Annotated in this window: 10 protein-coding genes and 1 pseudogene; 3 read left to right on the forward strand and 8 right to left on the reverse strand. The window is 46.4% G+C overall.

From position 1 onward, the window contains the following. Nucleotides 1–3: 3 nt before the first annotated feature. Nucleotides 4–957: a thioredoxin-disulfide reductase gene (gene trxB, locus BW944_RS12240; protein ID WP_076560100.1), complete on the reverse strand. Its 954-nt coding sequence runs from the start codon at nt 955–957 to the stop codon at nt 4–6. A 143-nt stretch (nt 958–1,100) separates the two neighbouring features. Between trxB and BW944_RS12245 the strand changes: the two genes are divergently transcribed. From BW944_RS12245 to BW944_RS12255, 3 genes are all read left to right on the forward strand, one after another. Then, complete coding sequence (locus BW944_RS12245; RefSeq protein ID WP_076560102.1) at nt 1,101–2,309, forward strand: Bcr/CflA family efflux MFS transporter; 1,209 nt, start codon at nt 1,101–1,103, stop codon at nt 2,307–2,309. A gap of 59 nt (nt 2,310–2,368) precedes the next feature. Continuing rightward, complete coding sequence (locus BW944_RS12250; protein ID WP_076560104.1) at nt 2,369–3,223, forward strand: dimethylarginine dimethylaminohydrolase family protein; 855 nt, start codon at nt 2,369–2,371, stop codon at nt 3,221–3,223. 381 nt (nt 3,224–3,604) lie between these two features. After that, a complete protein-coding gene (locus BW944_RS12255; protein ID WP_084193739.1) occupies nt 3,605–4,672 on the forward strand; it encodes a carboxylate--amine ligase in 1,068 nt (355 codons plus the stop codon). Between the two features lie 462 nt (nt 4,673–5,134). On the opposite strand, the gene arsC is transcribed toward BW944_RS12255, so the two are convergent. The 7 genes and pseudogenes from arsC to BW944_RS12295 all read right to left on the reverse strand — a co-directional run bounded on the left by arsC (nt 5,135) and on the right by BW944_RS12295 (nt 12,048). Next, a complete protein-coding gene (gene arsC / locus BW944_RS12260; protein WP_200806522.1) occupies nt 5,135–5,554 on the reverse strand; it encodes an arsenate reductase (thioredoxin) in 420 nt (139 codons plus the stop codon). 19 nt (nt 5,555–5,573) lie between these two features. Continuing rightward, complete coding sequence (locus BW944_RS12265) at nt 5,574–6,866, reverse strand: arsenic transporter (RefSeq protein ID WP_076560108.1); 1,293 nt, start codon at nt 6,864–6,866, stop codon at nt 5,574–5,576. A gap of 21 nt (nt 6,867–6,887) precedes the next feature. Next, nucleotides 6,888–7,229 carry an ArsR/SmtB family transcription factor gene (locus tag BW944_RS12270; RefSeq protein WP_076560138.1) on the reverse strand — a complete coding sequence of 114 codons (342 nt, stop codon included), beginning with the start codon at nt 7,227–7,229 and terminating at the stop codon, nt 6,888–6,890. Nucleotides 7,230–7,444: 215 nt separating this feature from the next. After that, a pseudogene (locus BW944_RS12275) lies at nt 7,445–8,425 on the reverse strand (NAD(P)-dependent alcohol dehydrogenase). A gap of 678 nt (nt 8,426–9,103) precedes the next feature. After that, a complete protein-coding gene (copZ, locus tag BW944_RS12285) occupies nt 9,104–9,307 on the reverse strand; it encodes a copper chaperone CopZ (protein WP_076560111.1) in 204 nt (67 codons plus the stop codon). 44 nt (nt 9,308–9,351) lie between these two features. After that, entirely contained in the window at nt 9,352–11,724 is a 2,373-nt protein-coding gene (locus BW944_RS12290; RefSeq protein ID WP_076560113.1) for a heavy metal translocating P-type ATPase, read from the reverse strand. 12 nt (nt 11,725–11,736) lie between these two features. Then, nucleotides 11,737–12,048, reverse strand: a complete 312-nt coding sequence (locus BW944_RS12295) for a metal-sensing transcriptional repressor (protein ID WP_076560116.1) — start codon at nt 12,046–12,048, stop codon at nt 11,737–11,739. Nucleotides 12,049–12,264: the final 216 nt, after the last annotated feature.

Raw genomic sequence — 12,264 nt, forward strand, 5'->3', positions numbered from 1 at the left:
TACTCAGGAAAGCGTTTGACTCCAGTCGATGACCGCTTCGCCTTCGAGGTACCGTTCGGCATCCATTGCCGCCATACAGCCGGTACCTGCAGCCGTAACCGCCTGACGGTACTTGGCATCCTGCACATCGCCGCAAGCGAAAATCCCTTCCACGTTGGTATTCGTCGTACCGGGGTCGACAAGAATATATCCTTTGTCGTCCATATCGAGCTTCCCTTTCACAAATTCTGTATTCGGATTGTGCCCGATCGCTACGAAAACACCGTCTGTTTCGAGGACTTCTTCTTCTCCGGTATCGTTATCCTTCACTTTCAACCCACTGATTTTCATACCATCAGATTGCATCTCGAGCGGCGTTTTATTGAGCGCCCAGGTGATTTTTTCATTCGCTTTGGCCCGGTCCTGCATGATCTTGGAGGCTCTGAGCTCATTCCTGCGATGAACGATTTGTACTTCACTAGCGAATTTCGTCAAAAAGTTCGCTTCTTCCATCGCGGAATCTCCGCCTCCGACAACGACGAGCTTTTTATCACGGAAGAAAAAGCCGTCACATGTAGCACAGGTACTTACACCTTTCCCGATATTCTCTTTCTCGCCTGGAATACCGAGCATTTTCGCAGACGCGCCGGTAGAAATGATGAGGGTGCTCGTTTCAATATCATCCATGCCGTTGATTTTCAGTTTGAAGGGACGATCTGACGTATCTACATCTTCGACCCAGCCCCGTTTAATGACAGCACCGAAACGCTCTGCCTGTTTCTTCATGTCCTCCATCAACTGAGGCCCCATGATCCCATCGGAAAAACCGGGATAGTTCTCCACTTCCGTCGTAAGTGTCAGCTGACCCCCCGGTTCGGGTCCTTCGATGACCAGCGGCTCCATATTTGCGCGGGCCAGATATACGGCTGCTGTAAGTCCAGCAGGCCCGGTTCCAAGAATTACTGATTTATATGTCATATACGACTCCCTCCTTAAATATCCTTACTACCACCATACCCTCCTTGGTAGGAAAACATTCTTTTCAAACATAAACAGTTAGCAATTTCTGAAGCAGACGTATAAAATAAATAAACAGACAGTCAAGAAAGGTGTATGATGATATGTTACATAATCCTACGGGAAAAGAACGCTTCGGACTGGCCCTCCTGCTCGGTATGCTCGGCATTATGGGGCCTCTGAATATAGACATGTACCTCCCGAGCTTCCCGGGAATTGCGAGTGACCTTGAAACGACAGCTTCTATGGTGCAGCTCAGTCTCACCGCCTGTCTGGTGGGGCTTGCCGTCGGTCAGATCGTCGTCGGACCGATCAGTGACGCAAAGGGCAGAAAGAAACCGCTCACCATATTCTTATTTTTATTCGCAGGGGCTTCGTTTCTTTGTGCTTTGGCTCCGAACATCTATATCCTGATTGCTGCCAGGTTCCTGCAGGGATTCACTGCCTCAGCGGGAGTCGTTCTTTCGAGAGCCGTTGTACGTGACGTGTTCGATGGCAGGGAGCTGACGAAATTCTTCGCCCTCCTTATGGTCATCAACGCCACAGCACCGATGATGGCACCGATGGCGGGAGGAGCGATTCTCTGGTTTCCTTTTTCCACGTGGCACACGATTTTTTATTTTCTCGCTTTCCTCGGCCTGATCATCGTGCTGACAGTCTCCTGGAAACTTCCGGAGACGTTGCCGGAAGAGAAAAGAATACCGAGCTCGATTGGTGCTTCGTTGAAAACGATCGGTCAGCTTCTCGTCGACCGTTCCTTCATCGGATACGCGCTTACGATAGGTTTTGTCCACGGGGGTAGTTTCGCGTATGTATCGGGGACGCCGTTCGTCTACCAGGGTATTTACGGAGTGTCTCCGCAGGTGTTCAGTATCCTTTTCGGGATCAACGGCTTGGCGATCATCACCGGGAGCTTTCTGATCGGGCGTCTCGGTGGAATCATTCATGAACGGAAGCTGTTACGGACAGCTGTAACGACAGCTGTAGCAACCACCGCCTTTCTGCTCGTGATGACCATCATAGAAGGACCGCTTCCGACCCTCGTCATTTCCATCTTCATTTACATGACGTGTATGGGAATGGTGCTGACCAGCACGTTCACCCTGGCGATGGACCAGCAGGGGCACAGAGCCGGAAGTGCAAGTGCCGTTCTCGGCATGCTTCCACTTCTTTTCGGCGCAATGGTCTCTCCGCTTGCAGGACTGGATGAATCGACAGCCGTGCCGATGGGCGCTATACTATTCAGCACTTCTTCCCTTGGGCTCATCACCTTCTTCTCCCTGACCAGACCTTTCGCTTCTGAGAAGGCTTAACGTTTCACTTTTCAAGGAAGAGGGAAGATAAGAGTACCTTACCTCAGGAGGAGAAGAATATGGAAGAAACTGCGCCCAACCACAATATACATTGCTCGAATGAATATGGCACTTTAAAAAAAGTGGTCGTCACCCCTCCTTCGTACATGGAAATAACGGAACCGATCAATGAAACACAGAAGTATTACAAAGAATCGAATATCGATAAAGAACGCGCCGAACAGGAACATAAACAATTCATCCAGTTACTCGAAGAAAATGGTGTGGAGGTACTGGAAGTCCCGGCCGCTTCTCAACTTCCTGAACAGGTATTTACGAGAGACATCGCGTTCGCCATCGGCAGACGGCTCATCCTCGCCTCCATGGGCGAGCACGTCCGCCAGGAAGAAACGGATATCGTAAAAGAATGGTTCTCCTCCCACTCCATTCCCTATGAATCGCCACCGTCAGGTTCTATAGAGGGAGGAGATGTGCTCCTCGATGAGGATACGATCTGGCTCGGACAGGGACGACGTACAAGCTCTCAAGCTGCGGAAGACCTAAAGAAGAGATTCCCGGACTATTCCGTGGAACCGATACCTATCACAGAGGACATTCTCCATCTGGATTGTGTCTTTTCTATCCTTGATAAAGAGACAGCTATCATTTATCCTCCCGCTTTTTCAGACGAAGGTCTCCGGAAAATAAAAGACCGATTCCGCACTATTATTTCAGTATCAGAGGAAGAACGGTTCCACATGGGACCCAATGTACTCTCCCTCGGCAATAATACAGTCGTGAGTCTCACCATCCAGGAAAGGTTGAACACAGATTTGCGCGAACAAGGGTTCCATGTTTTAGAACATGACTTCTCGGAAATTATCAAATCAGGCGGATCGTTCCGTTGCTGCACTCTGCCGCTACTCAGAGATTAATAAGGCCAGGGTAAACATCACCATCACCGTATACGATACTCGCCCGATCTTCCCCTACTTAGTCCGTAATTCCTAACAGGGTGGTTCCAAAAATGGGTGATTTTGTTTAGAATGAAAACGAAAGCGATGTTACAGTAAGGTCTGACTATCGTTTCAGTTCGAATTCTTTATCCATAAAAATAATGGCTCTATTATCATTCCTAATTGATTTTCGTTCTACGGGGGGAAGCTTGTCGCGGGCATGACGTAAACTTCCGGAATCTCTCTACGTTCGATTCCGGTGATTTCCCGTTCATGCCATTTCCGCAGGCGTCCCCTCCCTTCGTTCCTAAAATCAACAACACGCTTTAACAGAGCCAAAATAATAAAAAGGATTCTAGTATGCTCAAGCAACAGCAATTTATCCCCGTAATCCTCGGAGCGAACATCGGCACGTATAGTATTGCCCGCTCGTTCTACGAAGCCTATAATGCAAAGTCCATCAGTTTATCCACACAAATAGCAGGACCAATAGACAAATCATCCATCATAAATCCTATGACAGAGAAATCCATGGGCGACGAGGGCATTCTGCTGACTAAACTAAAAGAAATCGGCGATATGTACCCGAATCAGCCTAAAATACTTATTGGAAGCAACGACTGGCATATTGAAGCCATTGTTACTTTGCACGGTAAACTGGACAATGACTGGATCATTCCGTACGTAGATAATCAAACGATTCAGAAGATAATCAGTAAAACAAGTTTTTACGATATATGCGAGGAAGTGGGCGTACCTTATCCGAAATATACTTATTTGGATGACCATGCCACCCTGGATGATGATTTAGATTTTGCCTTTCCGGTGGTTGTCAAGCCCACCGACAGAGCATTGTATGAGTCTACAGACTTTGAAGGAAAGAAGAAAGTCTATATATGCGAAAATCGGGAAGAACTTGAGGACGTGGTCGCCATACTCAAAAAAGCCGGTCTCCATAAAAGTGTTATCCTTCAGGAATATGTACCGGGCGATGATTCAGCAATGAGGATATTGACTTTATATGTGGGGCAGGATGGCGAAACGAAATTGGCTTCATATGGCCAAGTACTATTAGAAGACCACACCCCCGGCGGCAGAGGGAATCCCCTTGCTATCAGAACGTTCAGTAATGATGAAGTAGTAGAACAAGCTAAGAAAATCGTGGAATACACCGGTTTTACCGGAGTTGCGAACTTTGATATTAAATATGATTCAAGAGATGGAAAATATAAGTTTTTTGAACTGAACCCCCGGTTGGGTCGAAGCAACTATTATATGACAGTTGAAGGACACAACCCTGTTGAATATTACGTAGAAGAACACTTGCAGAAACAGGATCTAACACCTGTGAAAGCGGAAAATGAAAAGCTTTATACGGTTGTTCCTAGGAAGCTTTTGTTAAAGTATACCGTAGACAGCGAGCTTTAAAAGACAATAAAGAGGAAGTTTGCTGAGAATAAAACCGAAACCCCCATGTTTAACTTTAGCGTGGAGAAAAACCTCCTAAGAAGTTTCTATGTATATGCTTCGACCATGAATTTTTATAAGAAATTCATGCAACACCCACCTTTTGAAAAAGAATGACGCAGAAACGGATTTATACAGAACTAAACAGAGGCACCAGGACCGAATGATAGTATTCAGTCCCGATGCCTCTGTTATTTTTAATTCATAACCACAAACATAAGGTTGCTTATGCGAAACATATCTGACTAAGCGGACCTGAGCAGAAGCCTGCGCTTCTAGCCGGACGCTTCCGCTTTTCTTTATCCAGCTGCAGCGCCCAGAAATTTATGTCACAAGCAGCTCGGATCAGTGAAAGGAAAGACCGTCTTTCACATGACCGGTCTGCTTATGCCCTCATTTCTGACCGGACGCTTCCGCTTTTCTTTATGCTTCGTCGGCGGCGAATTTTTTTATCCGATCTTCGATTTCATCACGTACCCGACGGAATACTTCCCATTTCTCTTCCTCCGTACCTTCTGCTTTCGCAGGGTCATCGAATCCCCAATGGTACCGGGTCACGTGAGGAGGAGTCATCGGACACTTATCATTGGCGTCCCCGCAAAGCGTGATCGCAAAGGCGGCATCGTTCAGAATGTCGTTATCGATCATTTCGGACTCCTGCTTACTGATGTCTACACCTGTTTCATCCATAGCTGTAACAGCTTTCGGGTTCAGCCCGTGTGCTTCGATACCCGCCGATTTCACTTCGTATTTGTCACCAAGGTACTTCTTCCCGAACCCTTCCGCCATCTGACTGCGGCAGGAGTTCCCTGTACATAGAAAATAAATAACCGGTTTTGTCATCATTCATCATTCTCCTTATTTAAAGTATAATCGCAAGCCAGAGGTAGAGACCGACGAGCGTAATGAAAAGCGTAGGAATCGTGAGGATGATCCCCACTTTGAAATAATACCCCCAGGAAATACGGAACCCTTTCATAGAAAGGACGTGAAGCCACAGCAAGGTAGCCAAAGAGCCAATCGGTGTGATTTTAGGACCGAGGTCGGACCCTATGACGTTCGCATAAATGAGAGCTTCCCGAACCGCTCCCGAAGTATTCGTCTCCGCGATAGCAAGGGCATCAATCATAACGGTCGGCATGTTATTCATCACCGATGAAAGAATCGCCGCAATGAAGCCCATCGATACCGTAGCGGAGAACATACCCTGATCTGCCGCTGCCTGAATGACTCCGGCAAGTACGTCCGTCAATCCTGCGTTACGTAGACCGTACACAACGATATACATTCCGAGTGAGAAGAACACGATCGCCCACGGGGCGCCTTTGACCACGTTCATCGTCTCGACGGCACTGCTTCTTCTTGCCATCAGAATGAAAAAGATAGCAATAACCCCTGCTATAATGGAAACCGGAATGCCGAGCGGTTCACTGATGAAGTAGCCGATCAAAAGAAGAGCGAGCACGCCCCACGACAAACGGAACATCCTGTGGTCCTGTATCGCATCTTTCGGAGCTTTGAGCTGACTGAGATCATAGTGCTCCGGCATATCTTTACGGAAATATAAGTATAGAACGATGATACTCGCAACCAGCGCAAACAGGTTCGGTACAATCATCCGGCTCGCGTATTCGATAAAGCCGATTCCGAAAAAGTCGGCGGATACGATATTTACCAGGTTACTGACGATGAACGGCAGCGAAGTCGTATCAGCGATAAATCCACTTGCCATAATGAACGGTAGAATCATCGCTTCCTTGAAGTTCAGATTCCTCACCATTGCAAGTACAATCGGTGTCAGAATCAGAGCCGCCCCGTCATTGGCGAACAAAGCCGCAACGACTGCTCCGAGTAACGTCACGTACACAAACATTAATGTGCCGTTTCCTTTGGCGATACGGGCCATATGTAAAGCGGCCCATTCGAAAAAGCCGATTTCATCCAAAATCAAAGAAATAAGTATAACTGCTACGAATGCGAGCGTTGCATTCCAAACGATCCCCGTCACATCCTGCACATCACCGAAGTCCACGACTCCGACCATAAGAGCCACTATCGCTCCGACACAGGCCGACCAACCGATTCCGAGATTCTTCGGCTGCCAGATGACGAGAATCAACGTCGCTAAAAATATGGATATTGCTAGTATTGCCAAAACATTGTCATCCTTCCTGCATTAACACTGGATTCTTTTTCCCTGTCTCTCTAATTCAGCAATTTTTTCTGACTGATCGGAAACGTTTTCGATTACGTCAAGTACCAGATTATATGCTTCGTAATCTTCGTTCAGTGAATAGAACACCCATTGCCCGCGTCGTTCCTCTTTCACAATTTTCGCATCTCTGAGTTTGCGCAGATGCTGACTCACCGAAGGCTGACTCATTTCGAGCACTTCCGTGAACTCACATACACAGCACTCTCCGTTTTTGAGCATTCCGGTAATCGTCAGACGCGTTTTATCTCCGAGAAGTTTCAGGGCCGGGACTGCTTCTTCAATTGCTAATCTTGTTTTTTCCATGGTCTCACCTCTCTGATCATTATATAAGCATATACTTATATTTGCAAATAGATATTTCTTACCTTCAATATATTTAAGCATAATTAATAAAATGTAAACAGATCGCTTATAACCTTCAAACGATAGATAAACTTCATCGTCCTTAAGGATGGATTTTTCTAATTCTTTAAATTGCAGAATACCCGGCAATCCATTTTCAACGAAACTCATGGCTTTTATAAGTATTCCTCCATTGTGATTACAACATTACCTTTTTTATGACCTTGGTCCACATACCTGTGGGCTTCTGACATTTGTTTCAATGGAAAGCTTTTGTCTATGACCAGTTTAATCTTTCCGGTTTAATGAAGTTCTTTGAGATGAACTAAATCTTCTTTTTTGTAGCCTGCCAGCTCAAATAAAATTTTCTTGTCTGATCTCCTCGAAGTCCATAGCCCTTTGACCTTACCTCGAAGAGTTGGATCGCCTAAAATATAACTCCCATTTTGTCTCAGTGTTTTTACAGTTCGTACATATGGAGACTTCCCAACCACGTCTATAATGACATCATACTTCTTTCCGCTTTTGGTGAAATCTTCTTCAGTGTAGTCAATAACATGATCTGCACCAATGAAACGAAGCATATCTAATTTCTCCGTGCTGTCAATACAAGTCACTTCCGCTCCCATGGATTTGGCAATTTGTACTGCTAATGTGCCTATGCTCCCAGCAGCTCCAACGATAAGAAGCTTATCGCCTTGCTGGACATTTGCTTTTCTAATAAAATGCAAGGCATTCAGACCTCCAGTGGGGAGGGTGGCAGCTTCTTCAAAGCTCATGTTGTCCGGTTTAATCGTTATCGCGTATTTGCTCGGCAAACAGACGTACTCGGCATACGCACCAAACCTTATCTGAGTAGAGCCAAAAAACGGATTCCCCGTTTTGAACCCAGTGACCTCTTTACCAACAGATTCAATTTCCCCGGAGAACTCTTGGCCTAGTATATTAATTCTAGGTTTCCTCACCCCAAAATAAACTCTCATGGGTAGCCAAAACAAGGGCGGCATTTTGAACCGGCGCAGTTCACTGTCCCCTGCTGTTACAATTGTTGCGTGTACTTTAATCAGTACTTCATCTTTCTTCGGAGAAGGTTTTTCTACTTCCTGGAGCTGAAGAACTTCTGCGGAACCGTATTTTGTAGCTACAATAGCTTTCATCTACATTTCCTCCCCGGAGTGGACAAGTTTTGGTAGTTGCAGAAATAAAACTTAAATGAACAATTCTTCTTCCTTCTCCCATCAGCAGAAACAATCAGGTAGTAATGTATACCCTGAAAAAAGAAAGAATGTTCGATTCTGTTCAAAAACACATAATATTTCTCTTGGTCGTCCAGAAAGTTTCGGTACCTACCTCTTTTCTAAAGGCTATTCGGCCTCTTCCCCCCCTTGAAAAAGGGAGAATTCTCACCTATGATGATAAGTTAAGTCATATTGTAAATTTTACCACCCATTCCACATCACTGTGCTCTTACTTTTGGAAAATGCTGATTTTTAAGATGAACCACAGGGGGAGATACGCTGAAGATAAAAAATATAGTTATACCCATTCTATTAATTTACTTATTTATTACAGGCGTAACGGGATTGATGGACATGAAACTCTTTAACATTAATGAAGGTTTTCCTATGTCTCTACTGGGGTTACTTGGAATATATTTCGGAATTGATATAATAAAGGAAGGCTCGTATATCTATGGCTATTTCATTGCGGTCTTATCAGGTGTATTATTTGTGGTGTCCAGCCTAATGATATTTACTTAAATTGCAGTATTCATATCAAGTTCAATTCAAAAAAGGCTGTTGAGAAAATCCTCAACAGCCTTTACATATCTGATATTATTTTACGTCATATCCCTGGTCTTCCACCGCTTCTTTCATCTGCTCGTCCGTCACTTTTCCTTCTTCATACGTAACGTCCACTTTTCCGCTATCTAGAGATACCTGAACGTCTTTCACGCCATCCAGATCTCCGAGAGCTCCTTTTACCGCTGATTCACAGTGTCCGCAAGTCATACCTTGTACATTCAATGTTTTTTCCATGATTGTTCCTCCTTGTTAAAATATATTTAAGAAAAGTTATACGCTTAAGCAACTTTTTTCCGTCTCAGCCTTAAGGAGTTGGAAACGACACTGACCGAGCTGAAGGCCATAGCCGCTCCCGCCACCCATGGTGCCAGGAGACCGAGTGCCGCGACCGGAATACCGGCCGAGTTGTAAAACAACGCCCAAAACAGGTTCTGTCTGATATTCTGCATCGTCAGATTACTCAAATCGACGGCTTTCGAGAGAAGATGCAAATCGCCGCCGAGGATCGTTACATCAGCCGTTTCAATAGCTACGTCCGTCCCCGTACCGATGGCGATTCCTATATCCGCTGAAGCTAGAGCGGGTGCATCATTGATACCGTCTCCTACCATTGCAACATGGCGGCCTTCTTTTTGCAATTGTTCCACGTGAAACGCTTTCTCTTCAGGAACGACACCTGCAATGACGGTATCGATGCCAACCTGCCGGGCGATAGCCTGAGCTGTTTTCTCATTATCACCCGTCAGCATGACAAGATGAATATTTTTGTCCCTGAGATTTTTCAAAGCGTCTTTCGCTTCGGGCTTCACCTGGTCTGCTACAGCGATGGTCCCCCTCACTTCTCCGTCGAGTTCCACGAACATGACCGTTTTGGCTTCTTCTTCCCACCGGTCTGCCTGGTCCTCAAAGCTTTCGGTCCCCTGTTCCATCCATTTTTTCGTCCCGACACGTACTGTTCTTCCTGCTACCGTTGCACGAATACCTGCACCCGGGATCGCTTCAAAATGGTCCACCGGTTTTCTTTCGATATCTCTACGGTGAGCGGTGATCGCTTCAGCCAACGGATGCTCTGAATACGCTTCGGCACTGATCAGATACTGCAATGCTTCCTCATCCATCTCCATATCCGTAACTTCAGGTTCACCTTTTGTTATCGTTCCTGTCTTATCAAAAACGATCGTATCTAGTTTATGAGTCGCTTCGAGATGTTCTCCACCTTTATACAATATGCCCATCTCGGCGCCTTTCCCTGTTCCTACCATGATCGAAGTAGGCGTGGCGAGGCCTAGAGCACAAGGGCAGGCGATGACGAGAACGGCGATCGAAGCCCCGAGAGCAAGCGCCATATCGCCTGGCGCTACGACGATATACCAGATCGCAAACGTGACAAGGGCAATCGCCACGACGATAGGAACGAAATAACCGGAAATGACGTCTGCCATACGCTGTATTGGAGCTTTCGAGCCTTGTGCCTGTTCCACGACACGGATGATGCCTGCGAGCGCTGTATCGTTCCCGACCTTCGTCGCTTTCATCTTGATGGTCCCGTTTTTATTGATCGTGGAACCGGTTAATGCTTCCCCCTGAGATTTACCGACCGGCAACGCTTCGCCTGTAAGCATCGATTCATCGACGGAAGTTTCTCCTTCGATGACTACACCATCGACGGGTATTTTCTCGCCCGGACGCACCAGGACGATATCCTCCACCTGAACCTGATCCACCGGCACCTGAACAGTTTCTCCATTTCTCAGCACAGTAGCTTCTTTCGCCTGCAGCTCCAGTAATCCGGAAATCGCCTGTGTCGTTCTTCCCTTGGCAATCGTTTCGAAATATTTACCGAGGAGGATCAGTGTAATCAGCACGGCACTCGTCTCGAAATACAAATGCGGTTCCATGCCGGGGTTCCCAAGGGCCCTCAGCCCTTCTACCACACTGTAAAAGTAGGCCGCACTCGTACCGAGAGCTACGAGCACATCCATATTCGCCGACTTATTCCGTAAGTTGTTATAGGCTCCCCGGTAGAACGTCCAGCCGATGACGAACTGCACCGGCGTGGCCAGAGCCATCTGGAACCAGAAATTCATGAATATACCGGGAAGTTCCACGCCGAACAGATGCGTGAACATCGTCAGAAGGAGCGGGGCTGAAAGGATAGCGGAAGCGATCAGTTTATATTTCTGTTTTGTGATTTGCTTCTCTTTGTTCGACTGCTTCTCTTCTTCCGATGCACGCGGAGCTGCATCATATCCGAGCTTTCTAATTCTGGCGATCATATCCTCGACGGATAATGCTCCCGTGCGATATTCAATCGTTCCGGTCTCATTCGCCAGGTTGACCGTAGCGTTCTCTACGCCTTCGGTTTTATTCAGCACCTTTTCGATACGATTGGAACAGGCGGCACAGGTCATACCGCTGATATCGAGGTCCACTGTATCTTTTTCGACCCCATATCCGAGCTTCTCGATCCGTGACTCGATATCTTCCATTTTGACCTGCGAAGGATCGTAATCGATACTGGCTCTTTCCATCGGGAGATTCACTTGAGCTTCGACACCATCCATTTTGTTGAGCACTTTCTCCACCCTCGTCGAGCAGGCGGCACAAGTCATGCCGGTAACGCCTAAATCCGTGTGTTTCTGTTCACTCATATCCACACCTCCTTACTTGGAAAACTGTTTCATCACTTTCATCAGTTCATCTATGGCTTCTTCGCCTTCCCCTTTTTTCACAGCGTCAGCCACGCAATGATGGGTATGACGTTCCATTAAAGAATGTCCCACTTTATTCAGAGCGCTGTCTATTGCGGAAATCTGTACCAGGATGTCTACACAATACCTGTCCTCTTCCACCATTTTCTGAATGCCGCGCACCTGGCCTTCAATACGTTTCAATCTATTCAATACTTTCGCTTTTTCTTCATCCGTACGTGGAGTCACAGGTTCTTTCCCGCTATTTTCCGGTAAGTCTTCCATTGAACTCCCTCCTTTCTTTATATAATACCCCGTATAGGTATAAGTTTCAACCATATCACTTATTAAACTTGCTATCTTTCTAATGTTTCAAAAATACTATAGGTGGGTATCGAAAATACAGAAGGAGCATTCCTGTAAGGAAAGAATGTGAGGATAAACCGGGGAATATGACAAATGCATAAAAAAAGCCCCCTTGGTACGATAGAGAGTGTCATC

Origin of the sequence: Salimicrobium flavidum (genome assembly GCF_900156645.1) — a bacterium.
Classification (GTDB): Bacteria; Bacillota; Bacilli; order Bacillales; family Halobacillaceae; genus Salimicrobium; species Salimicrobium flavidum.

Excerpts from the sequence above, each read along its gene's own strand:
- trxB (WP_076560100.1), bottom strand. The coding sequence starts at position 957 with ATGACATATAAATCAGTAATTCTTGGAACCGGGCCTGCTGGACTTACA.
- BW944_RS12245 (WP_076560102.1), top strand. The coding sequence starts at position 1,101 with ATGTTACATAATCCTACGGGAAAAGAACGCTTCGGACTGGCCCTCCTG.
- BW944_RS12250 (WP_076560104.1), top strand. The coding sequence starts at position 2,369 with ATGGAAGAAACTGCGCCCAACCACAATATACATTGCTCGAATGAATAT.
- BW944_RS12255 (WP_084193739.1), top strand. The coding sequence starts at position 3,605 with ATGCTCAAGCAACAGCAATTTATCCCCGTAATCCTCGGAGCGAACATC.
- arsC (WP_200806522.1), bottom strand. The coding sequence starts at position 5,554 with ATGACAAAACCGGTTATTTATTTTCTATGTACAGGGAACTCCTGCCGC.
- BW944_RS12270 (WP_076560138.1), bottom strand. The coding sequence starts at position 7,229 with ATGGAAAAAACAAGATTAGCAATTGAAGAAGCAGTCCCGGCCCTGAAA.
- copZ (WP_076560111.1), bottom strand. The coding sequence starts at position 9,307 with ATGGAAAAAACATTGAATGTACAAGGTATGACTTGCGGACACTGTGAA.
- BW944_RS12290 (WP_076560113.1), bottom strand. The coding sequence starts at position 11,724 with ATGAGTGAACAGAAACACACGGATTTAGGCGTTACCGGCATGACTTGT.
- BW944_RS12295 (WP_076560116.1), bottom strand. The coding sequence starts at position 12,048 with ATGGAAGACTTACCGGAAAATAGCGGGAAAGAACCTGTGACTCCACGT.